Source organism: Thorsellia anophelis DSM 18579 (genome assembly GCF_900111395.1).
GTDB lineage: Bacteria > Pseudomonadota > Gammaproteobacteria > Enterobacterales > Thorselliaceae > Thorsellia > Thorsellia anophelis.
This window is the reverse complement of record NZ_FOHV01000023.1, coordinates 25,050-44,905: the sequence shown is the minus strand read 5'-3', so window position 1 is coordinate 44,905 and position 19,856 is coordinate 25,050. Positions and strand designations below refer to the sequence as shown.

The window sequence follows — 19,856 nt, the reverse complement described above, 5'->3', positions numbered from 1 at the left end:
AACTCTTCATCATCAACCATGTCACATTTGTTTAAGAAAACAAGAATGTAAGGTACACCTACTTGACGACCAAGTAAGATATGCTCACGTGTTTGTGGCATTGGGCCATCTGTTGCCGCAACAACTAGAATTGCACCATCCATCTGTGCTGCACCTGTGATCATGTTTTTAACATAGTCAGCATGTCCTGGGCAGTCAACGTGCGCGTAATGGCGAGTTGGTGTGTCATATTCTACGTGTGATGTATTAATTGTAATACCACGTGCTTTTTCTTCTGGTGCATTATCAATTTGTGAATAATCACGAGCTTGACCACCATAAGTTTTTGCTAATACTGTTGTAATTGCAGCAGTTAACGTTGTTTTACCATGGTCAACGTGACCGATAGTACCTACGTTCAAATGCGGTTTTGTACGTTCAAATTTTTCTTTAGACACGGCTGTGTTCCTCGATATAAAAGCGCAATGTAATTTATTTCACAATGCGCTGGTTTCATTTTAATAAAAATATAGGTGCATTCAGCTTTTAATTAAAGCTTACTTGCCTCTACGAGCTTCAATAATTGCTTGTGCAACATTTGATGGCGCTTCATTATACTTCAAGAATTCCATCGAGTATGACGCACGTCCCTGAGTTTGTGAACGTAAATCAGTTGCGTAACCAAACATTTCTGATAATGGTACTTGTGCACGCACAGTTTTACCTGTTGAGGTATCATCCATGCCTTCAATCATACCACGACGACGATTCAAGTCACCAATAACATCACCCATGTAATCTTCTGGTGTTTCCACTTCAACTTTCATGATAGGTTCAAGTAGAACAGGTTTCGCTTTCATGAAACCTTCTTTGAATGCCATTGATCCTGCTATTTTAAACGCTAATTCTGATGAGTCAACCTCATGGTATGATCCATCATATAACGTTACTTTAACATCCACAATTGGGTAGCCTGCAAGTACACCTGTTTTAAGTTGTTCTTGGATACCTTTATCAACAGCTGGGATGTATTCTTTAGGAATTACACCACCAACGATTTCATTGATAAATTCATAGCCCACACCACCTGGTTCGAGTGCTTCAAGGCGAATACGCACATGACCAAACTGTCCACGACCACCAGATTGTTTAGCATGCTTACCTTCTTGTTCAACCATAGAACGAATCGTCTCACGATAAGCTACTTGTGGTTTACCCACGTTTGCTTCAACATTGAATTCACGACGCATACGGTCAACAAGTACATCAAGATGAAGCTCACCCATACCTGCGATGATTGTTTGACCTGATTCTTCATCACTGCTCACGCGGAATGAAGGATCTTCTTGTGCTAAACGACCTAAAGCAAGACCCATTTTTTCTTGGTCAGCTTTTGTTTTTGGCTCAATTGCAACAGAGATAACTGGCTCTGGGAATTCCATACGCTCAAGGATGATTGGCTTAGCAACATCACATAAAGTATCACCAGTAGTAACATCTTTCAGCCCAATTGCTGCAGCAATATCACCTGCACGAATTTCTTTAATTTCTTCACGCTTGTTAGCATGCATTTGTACAATACGACCAATACGCTCACGTTTATCTTTAACAGAGTTAAGGACTGTATCACCTGAGTTAACCACACCCGAATAAACACGGATAAAGGTTAATGTACCAACAAATGGATCTGCTGCGATTTTAAATGCTAATGCAGAGAACGGTGCTTCATCCGTTGATTCACGTGTGTCAGGTGTATCTTTACCATCTGGTAAAAGTCCCTTTATAGCTTCAACATCTGTTGGTGCAGGTAAGTATTGAATTACCGCATCTAACATGGCTTGTACGCCTTTGTTTTTAAATGCTGAGCCACACGTTACTAGAATGATTTCGCTGTTTAATACTCTTTGACGAAGTGCATTAACAATTTCTTCCTCAGTTAAGTCTTCACCACCAAGGTATTTATCCATTAGCTCTTCAGAAGCTTCTGCTGCTGATTCAACTAAATTTGCACGCCATTCTTCAACTAACTCTTCCATATCAGCTGGAACATCTTCATAAGTAAAGGTTTTTCCTTTATCTTCTTCGCTCCAGTTGATTGCTTTACGTTTAACAAGATCGATAACGCCTGTGAAATTATCTTCAGCACCAATTGGTAATTGAATAGGCACAGCATTTGCAGCTAAACGTTTTTTCAATTGCTCAACAACGCGTAAGAAGTTTGCACCAGTACGGTCCATTTTATTAACAAACGCGATACGAGGTACTTTATATTTGTTAGCTTGGCGCCATACTGTTTCAGATTGTGGTTGAACGCCACCTACTGCACAGTAAACCATTACAGCACCATCAAGTACACGCATTGAACGCTCAACTTCAATTGTGAAGTCAACGTGTCCCGGAGTATCAATGATATTAATGTGATGTGATGGGAATTGATTTGCCATACCAGACCAGAAACAGGTTGTCGCAGCAGATGTGATAGTAATACCACGCTCTTGCTCTTGCTCCATCCAGTCCATAGTCGCAGTACCTTCATGGGTTTCACCCACTTTATGGTTTACACCTGTATAAAACAAAATACGTTCAGTTGTTGTTGTTTTACCGGCATCGATATGTGCGCTGATACCGATATTACGGTAAAGCGAAATGGGGGTTTTACGTGCCATTTTGTTCCTCTAATCCTTTTAACGTTTGCTTTCGGGTAAAACGGACTTACCTTCTTTGGTTTGCCCTTAATTTATTCATTTAAAATCTAAACTCCCAAAATAAATTATTTTGAGAGTCTTAATCATATTACCAACGATAATGCGCAAACGCTTTATTCGCTTCCGCCATACGATGAACATCTTCACGTTTTTTAACAGCAGAGCCTTTATTTTCAGCCGCATCACTTAACTCATTAGCTAAGCGAAGTGCCATTGATTTATCACCACGTTTACGAGCTGCATCCACAATCCAACGCATTGCTAAAGCATTACGGCGAACAGGACGAACTTCTACAGGCACTTGATAGGTAGAACCACCTACACGGCGAGATTTAACTTCAACTGTTGGGCGAACATTATCTAATGCAGCCTCTAACGCTTCTAGGTGCGCTTTACCTGTACGTTGAGCTAATGCATCTAACGCAGAGTAAACAATTGATTCTGCGATTGATTTTTTACCATCAACCATTAAGATATTGACAAATTTAGCCAATAATTCTGATCCAAATTTAGGGTCAGGTAAAATTTTACGCTGACCGACATCGCGACGACGTGGCATGGAAATACTCCGTTTAATAATTTCAGGATTGTCCAAAACTCATATAGATAAGTTTGACATTGTTTTTTTTAAAATTAACGTTTGGCCTTACTTAACGGAATCCATTAAGACTTAGGTCTTTTAACGCCATATTTTGAGCGTGCTTGTTTACGATCTTTTACACCTGCGCAGTCTAATGCACCGCGAACTGTATGATAACGCACACCTGGTAAATCTTTAACACGACCACCACGGATTAAAATCACGCTATGTTCTTGTAAGTTATGACCTTCACCACCGATGTAGGAAGTCACTTCAAAGCCATTAGTTAAACGAACACGGCATACTTTACGCATTGCTGAGTTTGGTTTTTTTGGCGTTGTCGTATAAACGCGCGTACAAACACCGCGTTTTTGTGGGCAAGCTTCTAATGCAGGAACGTTGCTTTTCACAACTTTCGATGCACGTGGCTTACGCACTAACTGATTAATTGTTGCCATTAAAAAATCTCCAAAGAGGTTCTACTGTGATTAAATGAGAGGGCAAACTCCCAGTTAATCGCCTTAAATAAACGTGTGATAACCCTTTTGCTTATCCAACAAAGAGTTATGTTATATCTCAAAATGAAAAATAACTGATAACCTTAATACGTTAAATGATAACAAAAAGGACGCAACATTCTATTCATCTATTGCCCGTATGTCAAGCGCTCTAGAAATGCAGTTACGCATAAGTTTAATATTCAATTTAGTATTAGGTAACATGCGGATTATTTATATATTCAGATTAAAAAACATGCGCATAAAGTGCAACCAACTGAGCTTGAGGGATTTGGTATGGTATCTGCAAATTGCACTTATTTTCGTCAAAACAACTTCAACGTCATCTACATAATTAGCATCCCTATCAGAAACACATATGTTACAGCAGGGATGTTAAATGAGACATGAATAGTTATTCTAGCTTGAATTTACTTAACGCGTGAAACATACTCACCACTTCTTGTATCAACGCGAATCACTTCACCAAGCTGCACAAAAAGAGGAATTTTTACGACTGCACCCGTAGATAATGTAGCAGGTTTACCACCTGTCCCTGCAGTATCGCCTTTCAGACCAGGATCGGTATCAACAATTTCAAGTTCAATAAAGTTAGGTGGTGTAACTGCTATTGGCTGTCCATTCCAAAGGGTTAAGATACACTCAGAATTTTCAACTAACCACTGCGCGTTATCCCCAACTGCTTTAGCATCAGCAGACAATTGCTCAAATGTTTGGTTATTCATAAAATGCCAGAACTCACCATCTGTGTAAAGATAATCCATATTTAAATCCATAACATCAGCACCATCTACTGATTCATTGGATTTGAACGTTTTATCTAATGTTTTACCAGATATTAGTTTCCTAACACGAGTACGGGTAAATGCCTGTCCTTTGCCAGGTTTAACAAATTCAGTATCTAAAATAACACAAGGTTCGCCATCTAACATGATTTTAAGACCATTTTTTAGGTCATTACTTCCATAAGTCGCCATTGGGGGCCTCTTTAAAATTTAAAAAATATACGTTTTAAGTTGAGTCATCTGTTGGTTTTTCAATGCTCAATGATTAAAGACAAGGCATAAAAAATTCAAAGCTTAAATTCTTTTATGCTATCTTTTAATATTCTATCATAGAATTAATATTTGTGTTGACGATTGTGCTTACCTTATTTAATGACTTCTTACCACTCTAACTAGGCGATACCTATTATTTTATTTACCGTTGCAAGTAAGATAGCATAGAAACTTATTCAGCATTTTACATACGATATGCACTAGAATATAAAACTTGAGAGCAGAAAGAAACCCATAAAAATCTATATATAGCAAACATAAATAAAACAGTTGAATGGGTTTATGCCCCATAATTAAGCCTACATTTTTGCACATACCTTCGCTAATATTGTTTGTGCATTTAGCTCATTACAAGATTAGTCTAATCTATTTTTTATTTCCTCTAATCATCCTATCTAATTTTTATTGCCCTTAGTAATATCAATGTAATATCAATAAAATTATTCAAACAATGTCATCTGTTTAAATATCTTTACCTTTTAGAGCTCTAATTCGATGATGTTCATTTTAGTATCAATAAGTAAATGAGTTCTGTATAATCAAAAATCATAATTTACTGTACAAGTAACCTATTAAGAGGGTTAAATGAAATTACTTAGTGAAACATTCAGCCAAAATAGTAATAACGCTTTTCATACGCTTGATTTGAATTATAACGGCAAGCTAATATCTGTTGAGTTATTTTTTCTTCCTGATTTCTATCAAAATCAAATTTTTCTAGATAAAGCAGCTCAACTTCTACCAAATTTAGAGCAACATTTACCTGAAATTATCAATTTCTTACATTTAGATCTACAAAATAACCCTAAAAGTACAGTAAGAGAGTACTGCATTTTTCATCTAGAAGAGTTAACCTCGGAAGTTTTAGCGAGAATATTTCCTAATACCCCACTAGACGCCATGACACCAGCATTTTTAATTGATAATTTCTTAATTGATGGTATGTTTCTGTGTGTAAATCAAAATGACGAACCACGTTTAATGATTGCTTTTGCTGTCAATACTGATTATTCGGATGAACTATTTACAGTATATCTCACGCTTGATGGTAAGTTATCTTCGATGAGATGGTAAAGCTAATCCATCAATGATTAAATTCAATTAAATATTCCTCTTTGCAAGCTCTGGTAATAATCAATGAGTGTGGCGCTTTAATCGACAATTAGTGAGTTTATACTAAATTATTTGACTGCTTAAAAAAATGACACAAAAAACTATTAATAATTTAACCATACCTATGACGCAGGTAGAAAAAACATCTATTCATAACTGGGTTCTAGACCTTAAGCAAGTGATAACAAACCCTTATGATCTATTAAAGCGCCTTGAAATCCCCCTTTCTGAAAAATTAGAAGCTGATATCCAAGCACGAAAACAATTCGCATTACGTGTTCCTATTGCATATTTATCACGGATTGAAAAAAACAATTTAAACGATCCTCTTTTCTTGCAAGTATGGACTGATGCAAAAGAATTAATTGACGTACCTGGTTTCACACTGGACCCATTAGAAGAACAGGACTCCGTCGCACCTGGTTTACTTCATAAATATCCCTCGAGAGTACTGATGATTCTAAAAGGAAGTTGTGCGATTAACTGCCGCTATTGTTTTAGGAGACATTTTCCTTATGATGCCAACCCCGGCAATAAGAAGACTTGGCAGCTAGCGATAGATTACATTAAAAACACCCCTAAGATTGATGAAGTCATCTTATCTGGTGGTGATCCTTTAATGGCTAAAGATAGTGAACTTGCCTGGCTATTTGAGAAAATTAATCAGATCCCTCATGTTAGAACAATCCGCCTGCACAGTAGATTAGCTGTTGTTATTCCAAGCAGAATAACTGATACACTTCTCGATATTTTTAGAGATTCAAATAAAAAAATTGTATTAGTAACACACATTAATCATTCGAATGAAATTGATGAGATTGTTATGGATAAAATGTATCGCCTTAAACAGGTTAACGTTTTATTATTAAATCAGAGCGTTTTACTTAAAGACGTTAACAATTCGTCATCAGCAATTATCCAATTAAGCCACAAGTTGTTTGAAGCAGGTATATTACCCTATTATTTGCATCTATTAGATAAAGTGCAAGGGGCAGCACATTTTTATGTTTCAGATGACTCCGCAAAGTTAATTATGAAAGAAGTAATTAGTGAACTATCAGGCTACTTAGTTCCAAAACTTACTAGAGAAATTGCAGGCCAAAAAAGCAAAACCCCTATCCATTATTATGACTGATAACGCTAAATTAATTATAACGGTAATCACTTTGCTCAAAAGGCAATACTGTTTAGTGTTGTTAAGAATATACTAGTTTTCGGTATTAACCCTTTTTATACCAAAGAGGCAAAGCAATTCTTTAGCTCTTTGGCATCTAAACATTATATTAATCAATATCCGATAATTTGAATTCTAAATTAATACCACTCACCATATCGTTTGATATAAATAGTTTTAACAATTTGCGTCAATGTCATATAAGCGACCATAGTTGCAACAAGCCAGTAAAAATAACTTCCATCTAATGGAATAAACCCAATACTTGATGCTAAAGGTGAAAATGGTAAGTAACACGCGATGGCGATGGCAATTGTTGTTGAAACCACAATTGGCCAAGAAGCACAGCTTTGAATAAAGGGTATTTTACGTGTTCTTAGCATATGCACGACAAGCGTCTGAGAAACCAAGCCTACGACAAACCAACCTGAGTTCATAATATCTTGCCCTGCAGTGCCACCATGAAGGGCATAAGCAGCCCCAGCACCAAAAACAGTCCACATTAAAATATAAGTACTAATGTCAAACACTGAAGAAGTCGGACCTAACCATAACATGAATCGACGAATATTGGGTGCATTCCATTTTCGAGGTGTTTTCAAAAACTCTTTATCCATTTTATCCCACGGTAAAACCATTTGTGATATATCATAGATAAGGTTTTGTATTAATAGATGGATAGCTAGCATTGGTTCCCAAGGTAACCAAGCAGAAGCAACCAGAACTGAAAACACATTTCCAAAATTTGAGCTCGCCGTCATATTTAAATATTTAAGAATATTACCAAACGTCTCTCTTCCTTTAACCACACCCTCTTCAAGCACCATCAAACTTTTTTCAAGTAGTATAATATCTGCTGTTTCTTTCGCAATATCTGCGGCTGTATCAACTGAAATCCCCACATCAGCATCTCTTAATGCAGGGGCATCATTAATACCATCCCCTAAAAATCCAACAGTATGCCCATTAGCTTGGAGAGCTTTAATTACTCTGGATTTTTGAAGTGGGGTAAGCTTTGCAAATAAAACTGTATTTTCAACTAATTGACATAGCTCCACATCATCCATTTTATCAATATCAGACCCTGTAAGAGGTTTATTCACTTCAAGGCCGACTAAATCACACACTTTCGCAGCAACAGATACTGAATCCCCTGTCAAAACCTTCACTGCAACACCATAATTCTTAAGTGCTAATATTGCAGCTTCTGCTGTTTCTTTTGGTGGATCTAAAAAGGTTAAAAACCCTCTTATCACTAACTGAGTTTCATCAGCAGTTGTATATTGACTCTTCGTTTCTTCATCCATTATCATTTTACTGGCAATAAGTAGGACTCTAAACCCGTCTTCATTAAAAAATTCAGCTTGAGATAAAATGGCATGTTTAGACGCTGCATCTAAGGGTTTAACTTGGTTATCATCTACAAAATGCGTACTAACTTCTAGCATCTCTTCTACTGCACCTTTAGTAATCATGATATGTTTACCATTAGGTTCACTTAATACTACAGAAAGTCTTCTTCTAATGAAATCAAATGGTAACTCATCAATTTTTTGATACACTTGGGTTCTATTAGGGATATCGGCATCAACAGCACCTTTAAGGATTGCCCTATCCATCAGATTTTTCTGGCCACTTTGATGAAACGAGTTTAACCATGCGAAGCTAAGAACATTCGAATCAGTTTGTCCTTTGACATTTAAATGATGCTCTAAGATGATATGGTCACGTGTTAAGGTACCCGTTTTATCAGTACATAAAACATCCATCGCCCCAAGGTTTTGCACTGAATTTAGTCGCTTTACCACAACTTTTCTTCGCGCCATGGTAATGGCACCTTTAGCTAAATTAGTTGAAACTATCATAGGTAGCATTTCTGGTGTCAATCCTACCGCGACAGCTAATGCAAATGTCAAAGCGCTCAGCATATCGCCTTTGGTATACCAGTTTATCGCAAAAACAATCGGTACCATTACAAGCATGAACTTGATTAATACCCATGAAACACTATTCACTCCTCTATCAAAATGTGTTTCAACACGTTTTTGCGTCGTCACATTTTTTGCAAGTGACCCAAAATACGTTTCGCCACCTGTTGCAATAACAAGCCCTCTCGCACTGCCACTAACAACATTTGTCCCCATAAAACATAAACTAGGCGCATCTAAAGCACCTAATTCTACATTTGACTCTTGTCTATTTGCTGTTTTAGCCGCAATTGCCCCTAAAGTATCGTATTTTTCTACAGGTAAAGCCTCTCCTGTTAGCACAGCTTGACTCACAAACAAATCCCTAGATTCTAGCAGCCTGATATCTGCAGGAATCATATCACCTGCTTCTAGTTGAACGATATCACCGACCACTAGCTTTTTCATTTCAATTTCTCTTAATACCCCAACTTCATTTTTATTCTCACGTCTTAGAACCGTAGCACGATTACTGACAAGTGATTTTAAATTTTCAGAGGCTTTACTAGAACGATACTCTTGAATAAACCTTAACAGTCCACTTAACGAGACCATGATGATGATAATCATAATACTGACCCAACTTTGGTCCTCAGGCTCAGCAAATTTTATATCTGTGAAGTAACTAATAACAGCTAGTCCTAATAGAACATAGATAAATGGACTATTGAATGATCTCAATAGTTGGACAATAAAATGAGGCGGAGCATCATGGCGGATTTCATTTAAGCCGTTTCTATGCAAGCGAGCGTCTGCATCTGATTGTGTTAATCCCTGATAATCAGAATTAAAAAATTTAACAGTTGCATCGATAGAGGGATTAGCCCATTTAACAACCTTGGCCTCTATCGTCTCGTTCTGCCGTAGCTTTTTGCGATCGGTTCTTTTACTAGTTCGATTTTTAGAATCAGCACCTTTATCGTGACTGATATTGCTATTTTTATCGATTTGATAAGTCATACTCACTCCTATAGCAGCACGATTACGCTGCTTATAGAAATCTGTCTAACTTAAGTTTGACGGGTTTGTAATAGGCGTGCGTATTCGTCCTGCATCAAAATACAGACTGTTCGATTAATGATTATTTGAATTACACTAGGGCTTTTGTAACGAATGCTCGTTATATATAAACCACTCGGATCATCGTCCATTATTCGTACCTTTATTAATGAAAAATATACAATTGATTTCAATAACATCTCAAATGAGAGAACTTTTGCGCTATACGTAACTGAAATAAATTGTTGCGATTGCTAAATTCACTAAAGCTTAGAATTATCAGCATTAAGTCGGTTTATAACAGACCTAAAAATAATCACTTTAGTTATCAAGCTTTATGAATTTAATTGATTTCATTATAAAAATCAAACCAAAGATATGTACAACTATTAACCAATCAGGTAATCATTTTTGCACCATACATATTGATAACACTAAACATAACAGTCTCATCTCCTAATTATCAATACTGTTAACGGACATACCCTCTTAATTTCTTTTACACATTGACATAAAGCTATTCACTTAAAAGCTAATGTACTTCTCGAATAAAAAATTTTCTCCCGTTATTTGTTTTGCAAACTGACCAAAAACACATCAATCAAATGGATTTATTAAAAAAAACATTGACGCACAAGGATTATGCCTTTATTATTCGCCTCGTTCTAAACAGTTACCTTTCAGCGGAGCGGTAGTTCAGTTGGTTAGAATACCTGCCTGTCACGCAGGGGGTCGCGGGTTCGAGTCCCGTCCGTTCCGCCAATTTATTAACCAATAATATAAATACTCCCCAATCTCTCAATTAAAGCCAGCTGTCTAGTATTTTTCCAACATATTGCTCATTTAATCTATGTTCTTGCTCTGGTACAACTGATAATTTTACTTTCCATTGTAATGCAATTTCCTTCATTACCTCTATAGGACATTGCCAGTCTTTTTCTCCCACATGAATTTCTAATTGTTTTGGAATAGGATAAAGCCCTTGAGATGTCATTAATTCAATTCTCTTAGACTGAGGTGGAATAAAATATCTCCCTAATTCTAAATTAATGACTTCTCCTATGATAGGAGAAAGCAATAAGACGCGCCCAATATAAGGTGAGATTTCAGCTTGTGCTTGTAAAAATAGATAGGCCCCAAATGAAATAGCAATAACTTTAGACGAATCAGACCAACAATAATTTGCCAGATCCTCCCTGACTATTTCAAGCTGTTTTTCAAAAGGGTATTTACCAAATTCACTTTCCAAATCTCTCCCTCTTAATGAGTACCCTCTTCTGATCAGTTCACTACCTAACCCTTCTGTCAATTGCCTTCCACGCCCAGGCAAGAGATAAATTGATTCTTGCGTCATATTACTATCCTTAAAAAATTCCCGAAAAAAAACGCTTGGCATAGAAATCTAAAACCAAGCGTTTAAATATTAACTAGTGAAATTTTAAAATTTCATTTTATTAAATGATCATTATAAAGCGTAACGTAATACCGCAACAACATTTGATGCACCAGCTGGTAATTCATTTGCACGCACAGCAACAATTTTAGCACCTGTTTCTAATGCACGCTTTGTGATTTCATCAATTACATCACCTTTTTCTGCACTCGACTTATCAAATAATGTCACTTTACCTTCTTCACAAATTAAACCTGGCACGCATGCATCAATATCAATAAGTAATGTGTCTACTGCACCATAAGTCACTTTACGTGCAACATCAGTTAAATCAAATGCAGTACGATTTTGATTTTGACGTTCTGTCACTAATGCTAAAGCAGAATCTAATTGAGCTTTATGGTGTTCAGCTAAGATTGGACGAGCTAAAGTCACGATATCTGCAACTGAAGTATTATCTGCGCTCAAGTTAACATGTTTTTGAATTAAGTTTGGTAATGTGCAGTGTTTTTTAAATAATGCAGCAATGTGATCAGTTGCAACTAAGATAAGCGGTTGATTGTTTTGTAAGTAATAAGGACGAAGCACTTGGTTAATATAACGTACGTACTGTACTAAACGCGCATTTTCTTTATGCATCGCTACTTGCCCCATTCCATCTGGATTAGCTAGCAAAGCATGCATCCCTTTTGAAGGCAACTCAGCGATATGCTCTTCAACTGATTGACCATTTTCAAAAAATTCGATTAAGCGGACGCTATTTTCAGTTAACACAAGTACATCGGCAGAATGAGAGAATGTAAGTGAACGAAGTAGTGGTTTAATATAAAAACGATTCGAAACTTCTACTCTTGAAGTCAAATCATTTGGTAAACGGTAAGTGATAATTTTTTCTGGGGTAACAAATACCGCAAGTGAGCTTGAATGTAAACGCCAAAATGAATCATCTTCTAATAGCTCATCAATTTGTTCGCTAATAAGAGCAAGGCGACGTTTATCAAGTTTGATTCCTTCTAGTTTCTGATACGCAGTTTTTGCTAAATTTGACAGCTCTACTTTGCTTGCATGCAACTCTTCTCTAAGAGGAGACGTCTTAACATAAATGCTCACGCATGCATCAGAATTCTCATTCGCTAACTGACTAATTTCAGAAACACAAGGCAAATCAATATGTAACATTTTTTTTCTCCAAATTATAATGAACATGCGTTTTTAATCTAATTTAAAAACGCATAAATACTTTTTAATACTAATAATCAAATCTTAAGCATTGATTACCAATCAATTGCATCACGGCTAATAGGACAAGTCATACAGTGGCCACCACCTCGTCCCCTTCCTAATTCACTACCAGAGATAGTGATGACTTCAATACCCTCTTTACGTAATAATGTATTTGTATAAGTATTTCTGTCATAAGCCATAACGACACCAGGAGATAAGGCAACTAGATTAGCGCCACTATCCCACTGAGTCCTTTCACGCATATAGGCATTTCCACCTGTCTCAATAACACGTAATTTTTTCAAGCCTAATGCAGCTGCAACAACATCAACAAAAGGTTTGTTTTCTTTCACTAATTCAACTCCTCCCGGTTTATCACTTGGATAGTAGGAATAGGTTTGAACATGATTCATGATATCTGGATATAATAAACACACATCCCTGTCAGCAAAAGTAAAGACTGTATCTAAATGCATTGCAGCTCTAAGTTTAGGCATAGCACACACGATCACTCGTTTCGCAACATTTTGAGCAAAAAGAGCTGCTGCAACTTGACTTATTGCTTGGCGAGAGGTTCTTTCACTCATCCCTATCAATACAACACCATTACCAACAGGCATGACATCTCCACCTTCTAATGTCGCACTGCCCCAATGCTGAGTAGGATCTCCCCACCATACGTTTACTTTTTCTTCACCAAAATCAGGATGAAACTTATAAATTGCTGAAGTTAGTATAGTTTCTTCATGACGAGCAGGCCAATACAGTGGATTTAATGTTACCCCTCCGTAAATCCAACATGTTGTATCACGTGTATAAAGCGTATTTGGTAATGGTGGAAGGAGATATTCGGTAATGCCTGCTGCATCTTTAACGATTTTAAGCATTTCTCCACCACGAGTTTCAGGAAACTCTTCGGTAGATAAACCGCCTATTAAAGTCTCTGCTAGTTGTCTCGCTGGCATTTCATCAAGATAAGAACGGACTTCATCTACCAGCCCTAATCCAATTTCATTAGGAACAATTTGTTGGTCTAAAATCCACTTCCTAGCTAGTGGATTTTCTAATGTTTCAGCAAGTAGATTATGCATTTCAACAACATCAACACCACGCTCACGCATTTTATTAATAAAATCAAAATGATCTCGCTTAGCCGTTTCTACCCATAAGACATCATCAAACAATAATGAATCACAGTTACTAGGTGTTAATCTTGTGTGAGCAAGACCAGGCGCACATACCATTACTTTTCTTAATTGACCAACTTCTGAATGTACACCGTATGCTTGATTTGTAGAACTAGACATAGACTTATCTCCTTCGTTGAGAATAATTAAGGTTTTTCTACTGAAATAGACGTATTAATATCATTTTCAATAAGAGGTACATCTGTAGCTTGACATTCATAGTGGCCATCTTCAAATAAAACAGTGACCTTGCCAAAACAATTATCAATATCTTCAATATCACTTGAAATCGGAGCTGATACATTAAAAATTGTACTTTTACCAGCAGCAATACCATACACTGTCACTACAGATGCTAATACAATTACACCAAATACAATGCTCTCAGATCGCGTAAACCATTTTTGTTTCTGCTCACGCTTAGCCAAAATATACATGATTGAGCCAGGTAAGAATATCAATACTGTAAGTAATAATTTTTCAATCCCTGCAGTTAATAACATGGCGAAAGAGTATAGTGTTGCAATAGATGCAATTATCAAATCGCTACGTTTTCCAAGTGGTTCAGTTGCGTAACTTGAGTCATTTATCAAAACTAATTTTGCAGCGTAGGCAGCAACTAGAAAATAAGGTATTAAACTTAATGAGCTTGTTAAATTCTGTGTAACAACGAATGCATCATTAGAAAAATAAGTTAAAATTAAAAAGCCTTGAATAGTCAGATTGGTTAACCATAAAGCAGCAGCAGGTACTTTTTTATCACTTTCTATCGCTAAACGTTTAGGAACAATATGATATTTAGCTGCAGACCATAAAACTTCAGCTGCTAATAAAGACCAAGATAAATATGCGCCTAATACAGAGACAATCAATCCTATTCCAATTAAAATTCCACCCCAAGTGCCAACTAATTCGGTGAGCAAACTCATCATAGAAGGATTTGGCATATTCGCTAATTGCTCTTGTGCAACCACACCATATGAAAGTAGAGTAACAAGCATCATAATACACAAAACACCAATAAATCCAAGAACCGTAGCGACACCTACATCTTGTCGATTTTTAGCGTATCTAGAATAAACACTCGCCCCTTCAATCCCAACGAAAACAAATACAGTAATTAGCATTGTTCTATTGACTTGGCTCATAATACTAGAAAAGCTATTATCCCCTGCACCCCAAAAATTTCCAGTGAATAGATCTAGCTGGAAAAAACGAATTAAAACTAAGATGAAAATAAAAATAGGCAGAATTTTTGCAATTGTGACAATCTTATTAAGACCAGATGCTTCTTTAACACCGCGTAAAATCAGCATATGAAATAGCCATACAGCAACGGAAGACACGATTAATGCTTGCAAACTGACTTCACCTGTAGGACCAGTAAAACCTGATAAAAATTTTAATACAAAACCAGTCTCTTCTGTTGGCACCCCACCAAAAACAGCCAAGGTGTTACTAATCGTAATCCAGTAACTTACATTACCGACGCAAGTACCAGCCCAAAAACCAAATGCTGCGATAAAACCGAGATAAGGACCAAATCCATCTTTTGCATAAGCAAAGATTCCTGCATCAATCTCTGGTTTTCTTTGAGCTAAGCGTTGAAATACGAAAGCTAGCATTAGCATACCCACACCAGCTATTGTCCAAGCAATCAATGCTCCAAGGACACCTGTTGCCTGTCCAAATCTTGCTGGTAAGGAAAAAATACCTGCACCAATCATGGAACCAACAACTAATCCAATTAGTGCGCCTCGACTCAATTTTTGCGGTGAATTGCTCATAATATATCCTTAGCTGAAATGGCAACGATGATAGTTTCATCAGAGAATTACCCCTTTGTTAGCTGATAATTCTATAAATGATTGGATATTAATTGTAACTAAAACAAGTAAATTGTTTTACATTAAATCACAACTAGTTCATTATTACATCATTGTTCTAGTAAATCAATTCCATATCGGCATTGTAATATAATAAATTGAATGAAACATTCTTGATGTAATTAATGCAAAATAATTGACATAGATCAATACAATCTAAACTAGAATAGGTTTGAGCATATGTCAATCGTATTTCAACGTATCATGAACCTAAAAGTAGAGCTCTTATGACGCTACTCAATCACGATTCTTGACGATATTTAAGGATAATTAACATGTCATTAACACAAAAAGTTGCTAAATCACCTTCTTATTTTGATGCGATTTTGCCCTTAATCTGTCTCATTTGTGTCGTAGCAAGCTCTGTCTACTTTTTTGGATTAGAAGCAATGTCTGGACCTTTACAAGTAGGCATTTTGATTATCATTATGCTAACTATCTTTATTCTTCTTAAAAATGGACATGCATGGGATGAAATTAGTCAAGCAGGGCAAAGAGGTATCGCTTCAATTACTGGGGCCATTTTTATATTATTGAGTGTCGGAGCTTTAATTGCAGCATGGAATCTTTCAGGGACTATTCCTACTTTAATTTACTATGGCATTAAAACTATCTCCCCCAATTGGTTTTATCCCATCGCTTTTTTTATTTGTGGAGTCACCTCACTCAGCATAGGGAGCTCTTGGACAACAGCAGGGACAATTGGGGTTGGTTTAGTTGGGCTTGCTTCTATGTTAGGTCTATCACCGGAAATCACAGCAGGCGCAGTCATTTCTGGTGCTTATGTTGGAGATAAATTATCCCCTCTTTCTGAAACCGCTTTGCTATCTGCGCAAATTAATGATGTGCCGATTTATGAACACATCAGTTTTCAAGCTAGAACGACCATACCAACCGCTATATTGGCATTAATTTTATTTTTAATCGTAGGAGTTATCAGTGAAAAACCTAATGTGGATGCGGCATTACTTGAGGCTGAATTATCTCAATTTGAAGCAATATACCGTATTTCAATTTGGAATCTCATTCCTTTACTTTTTCTAATAATATTGTCAATACTAAGAATTCCAGCGGTTTTAGCCATTTTGCTCTCTGCATTATTTGCCTGTTTTATGAGTATTTTTTTACAACCTGATATTTTAATTCACTTTGCTCAAAAAAGCTTTAATGAAACAGCAACTACTTTGGAAATAAGCTCAATTATTAAATCAATCTGGCTAGTTCTTGCTAAAGGGTTCTCAATTGAAACTGGGTTACCTGAAATGGATGCGCTTTTGTCTAGGGGCGGGATGCATAGTATGCTGATTACTATTTGGCTTATTTTAGTCGCAATAACTTTTGGAACGCTTGTTGATGAGTTTGGTTTGCTCAATAAATTGGTCACACCAATTTTAGTTAGAGCAAAAAGTACGCCTAAACTGATTGTTTCAGTTGTATTAACAGCGCTAGGGCTTAATGCTACTGCTGGTGATCAATATATTGCATTATTAATTCCAAGTAGATTATTTAAGAAAGAGTTTACTAAGCGAGGGTTGGAAAACAAATTGCTATCTCGAACTGTGGCTGATGCAAGTATCGTAACATCACCACTTGTTGCATGGAATTCATGTGGTGCTTATATGGCTGCAGTATTAGGCGTTTCAACATTAAGTTATATGCCATTTGCATTTTTTAATATTCTCGCTCCGCTAATGTCAGTTGCTTTTGCATTATTATTTTATAGAGCGCCTAAAAAGATTGATTAAACTATTTTTAATCCCCCACCCATACCGTAAATAAACTGCATACGTTATAGTGGGGCAAGCAATTAATAATATTTATTTTGAACCAAAAGCACTATTTTGATAATACCTTCAATAGTTCAGTCGCAGTTGCTTCAGAGGAAGCTGGATTTTGTCCTGTTACTAAAAGTGGGTTCACAGCAACATAACTCTGCCAATTAGCCGCTCGAATATAGTTGCCACCATTCGCTTTTAACATATCTTCCACTAAAAATGGTACGATTTCAGTTAATTTAACCGCCTCTTCTTCTTCATTTGAAAATCCTGTTACATCCTTCCCTGCAACAATATAATCTCCCGCTTGTGATTTTGGGTGTTTAAGGACAGCAGGTCCGTGGCACACAGCTCCAATCGGTTTATTTTGTTGATAAAAAGATTCGATTAAAGCAATTGAATCTTTATCTTCAGCCAAATCCCATAGCGGACCATGTCCTCCTGGATAGAAAATCGCATCGAATTCACCTGCATCAATCTGACTTAATACTAATGTGTTAGCTAATTGTTTTTTTAATTCATTATCGGCATGATAACGTACAGTTGAATCGGTCTGTTCCTCTGCACTATTAGGATCAATCGGTGGTAGCCCGCCTTTAGGAGATGCAATTGTTATATCTGCTCCTGCATCTTTAAATACATAATATGGAGTTGTAAATTCTTCTAACCAAAATCCTGTTTTGATATCAGTATTACCTAATTGTGCATGTGATGTCAGAACCATTAATATTTTCATCTTTTGGCCTCATTATAGTAATTGAGTGAGTTTGTATTAGTGTTGTGTTATTCGAATGTACATTCAAATTCCCCTTAAGAAATTCTATAGAGATAATACCGAACTTTTAATTATTCTGAAAATAATTTTTTTTCATAATGGATATTCAATTTTCGAATAATATATTTAACCAATTGGTAGTTTTGCTTGGAAAAAGCTTAATTTTGGCTGTTTGGGCATTGAAAAAAATAAGTAAATGCCAAAGACCTAACTAGACCAATCATCATAATGACCATAATAATATACGCTCCCTTATCAGTTAAATTAAGTATAAGTGATTTTGATAGGTCTAGAATGCCTGAAGCTAACATAACTTCAAATACACTATTAATTAAACTCGCTTTTTCAGTAATGGATAAAATTTGACTCTAAAAAGCAAAACGCTGCTCCTTTTCTTTTGATAATCAAAGTGCTGGAAAGCTCTAAATCTAACCTTGTTAGTGATTTGAGTATAACACCTTAAATCTTACAAGCATTCGATTTAAATTAAACGAATATAAAAAAGTTCATCCTATCTACTCTACGTGAAAATATAACTTGAGTTAATCATTTGACACCTCAGCAAAGTTAAATCTTAATGATTGAAATTTAAATCATACAGTTTGACTTATACAAATTATTTAACGGTTTTGTTAGAGATTTTCAACTAACAACTTTTAACCATTTGAGTTAAAGTTAATCTAAAATGATTTAGGTAAACTAATATAAATATCGAGGAGTGAAGTATGATTTCTATACGTAGGAGTCAAGACAGAGGAAAAAGTGATTTAGGGTGGCTGCAATCTTATTTTTCCTTTTCATTTGCAGATTACTATGACAGCAGACATATGAATTTTTCGGCGTTGCGAGTGATCAATGAGGATTTTATTGCCCCAGATAGCGGATTTGGCATGCATCCGCATAAAAATATGGAAATTCTGACCTATATATTATCAGGCTCAATTACTCATGAAGATTCTATGGGCAACCAGAGAACTTTAAGTGCAGGTGAATTTCAGATAATGAGTGCAGGTACAGGTATATATCACAGTGAATTTAACGCAAGTAAGACAGACCCATTACACATGTACCAAATTTGGGTCATGCCTAATCAAATGAATATTACGCCAAGGTATGATGAGCGTTTTCTACCAAAGTCTATTGGTAAGCAACTTATACTAGCTCCTACACCTACTGAAAATGCATTTATAATTAATCAAGATATGACCTTAACTCGCCAAATTGAAGTCGCTAATACAAAAGAAACGATCGAAATTACAGATAACAGAGCGCTTTATATACAAGTTGTGAGTGGTAAAATACGTGGAAATACAATTGAAGCACAGGCAGGTGATGCCCTTCTCGTCGATAAAGAATATCTATTAACGATAGAATTTTTGGTTGAGAGCGAAATTTTAATTTTTAACCTACCAAGCAACTGATTTAATGCCATTCTTTACTTTAAGGATTTTATACAGTTTCAACCATGATTGACATATTCCCTTCTCTAAATGAAGGGGATCCTTACTGCGGCTAATTTATTA

General features: G+C 36.2%; 15 protein-coding genes and 1 tRNA gene. 5 read left to right on the top strand and 11 right to left on the bottom strand.

Annotation, left to right across the window (positions count from 1 at the left end; all coding sequences use genetic code 11):
* From BMW37_RS11400 to efp, 5 genes are all read right to left on the bottom strand, one after another.
* On the bottom strand, positions 1-437 hold a 437-nt coding region (locus tag BMW37_RS11400), incomplete at its 3' end, for a GTP-binding protein (RefSeq protein WP_143047641.1).
* A 99-nt stretch (positions 438-536) separates the two neighbouring features.
* Positions 537-2,645 carry an elongation factor G gene (gene fusA / locus BMW37_RS11395; protein WP_093321161.1) on the bottom strand — a complete coding sequence of 703 codons (2,109 nt, stop codon included), beginning with the start codon at positions 2,643-2,645 and terminating at the stop codon, positions 537-539.
* A gap of 127 nt (positions 2,646-2,772) precedes the next feature.
* A complete protein-coding gene (rpsG, locus tag BMW37_RS11390) occupies positions 2,773-3,243 on the bottom strand; it encodes a 30S ribosomal protein S7 (protein ID WP_093321158.1) in 471 nt (156 codons plus the stop codon).
* 104 nt (positions 3,244-3,347) lie between these two features.
* On the bottom strand, positions 3,348-3,722 hold the full coding sequence (rpsL, locus tag BMW37_RS11385; protein ID WP_093321156.1) for a 30S ribosomal protein S12: 375 nt from the start codon (positions 3,720-3,722) through the stop codon (positions 3,348-3,350).
* 470 nt (positions 3,723-4,192) lie between these two features.
* On the bottom strand, positions 4,193-4,759 hold the full coding sequence (gene efp / locus BMW37_RS11380) for an elongation factor P (RefSeq protein ID WP_093321153.1): 567 nt from the start codon (positions 4,757-4,759) through the stop codon (positions 4,193-4,195).
* A gap of 666 nt (positions 4,760-5,425) precedes the next feature.
* On the opposite strand from efp, the gene BMW37_RS11375 reads away from it, so the two are divergent.
* A complete protein-coding gene (locus BMW37_RS11375; protein WP_093321150.1) occupies positions 5,426-5,914 on the top strand; it encodes a DUF2004 domain-containing protein in 489 nt (162 codons plus the stop codon).
* A gap of 163 nt (positions 5,915-6,077) precedes the next feature.
* The gene (gene epmB / locus BMW37_RS11370; RefSeq protein ID WP_093321167.1) at positions 6,078-7,088 is read left to right on the top strand and encodes an EF-P beta-lysylation protein EpmB; all 1,011 of its coding nucleotides are present in this window, start codon (positions 6,078-6,080) and stop codon (positions 7,086-7,088) included.
* Positions 7,089-7,267: 179 nt separating this feature from the next.
* On the opposite strand, the gene mgtA is transcribed toward epmB, so the two are convergent.
* Positions 7,268-10,054 (bottom strand): magnesium-translocating P-type ATPase, encoded by a 2,787-nt coding sequence (gene mgtA, locus BMW37_RS11365; RefSeq protein WP_093321148.1) that lies wholly within the window; start codon positions 10,052-10,054, stop codon positions 7,268-7,270.
* A 724-nt stretch (positions 10,055-10,778) separates the two neighbouring features.
* On the opposite strand from mgtA, the gene BMW37_RS11360 reads away from it, so the two are divergent.
* A tRNA-Asp gene (locus BMW37_RS11360) sits at positions 10,779-10,855 on the top strand.
* Between the two features lie 40 nt (positions 10,856-10,895).
* Here BMW37_RS11360 and BMW37_RS11355 read toward each other — a convergent pair.
* The 4 genes from BMW37_RS11355 to BMW37_RS11340 all read right to left on the bottom strand — a co-directional run bounded on the left by BMW37_RS11355 (position 10,896) and on the right by BMW37_RS11340 (position 15,687).
* Complete coding sequence (locus BMW37_RS11355; RefSeq protein ID WP_093321145.1) at positions 10,896-11,447, bottom strand: hypothetical protein; 552 nt, start codon at positions 11,445-11,447, stop codon at positions 10,896-10,898.
* 111 nt (positions 11,448-11,558) lie between these two features.
* A complete protein-coding gene (locus tag BMW37_RS11350; protein ID WP_093321142.1) occupies positions 11,559-12,665 on the bottom strand; it encodes a baeRF3 domain-containing protein in 1,107 nt (368 codons plus the stop codon).
* 95 nt (positions 12,666-12,760) lie between these two features.
* On the bottom strand, positions 12,761-14,017 hold the full coding sequence (gene arcA / locus BMW37_RS11345) for an arginine deiminase (protein WP_093321140.1): 1,257 nt from the start codon (positions 14,015-14,017) through the stop codon (positions 12,761-12,763).
* 26 nt (positions 14,018-14,043) lie between these two features.
* Entirely contained in the window at positions 14,044-15,687 is a 1,644-nt protein-coding gene (locus BMW37_RS11340) for a basic amino acid/polyamine antiporter (RefSeq protein ID WP_093321137.1), read from the bottom strand.
* A 371-nt stretch (positions 15,688-16,058) separates the two neighbouring features.
* Between BMW37_RS11340 and BMW37_RS11335 the strand changes: the two genes are divergently transcribed.
* Positions 16,059-17,528 (top strand): Na+/H+ antiporter NhaC family protein, encoded by a 1,470-nt coding sequence (locus tag BMW37_RS11335; RefSeq protein ID WP_093321135.1) that lies wholly within the window; start codon positions 16,059-16,061, stop codon positions 17,526-17,528.
* Between the two features lie 91 nt (positions 17,529-17,619).
* On the opposite strand, the gene BMW37_RS11330 is transcribed toward BMW37_RS11335, so the two are convergent.
* The gene (locus tag BMW37_RS11330; protein ID WP_093321132.1) at positions 17,620-18,294 is read right to left on the bottom strand and encodes a type 1 glutamine amidotransferase domain-containing protein; all 675 of its coding nucleotides are present in this window, start codon (positions 18,292-18,294) and stop codon (positions 17,620-17,622) included.
* 764 nt (positions 18,295-19,058) lie between these two features.
* On the opposite strand from BMW37_RS11330, the gene BMW37_RS11325 reads away from it, so the two are divergent.
* Positions 19,059-19,754, top strand: a complete 696-nt coding sequence (locus BMW37_RS11325; protein WP_093321131.1) for a pirin family protein — start codon at positions 19,059-19,061, stop codon at positions 19,752-19,754.
* Positions 19,755-19,856 lie beyond the last annotated feature (102 nt).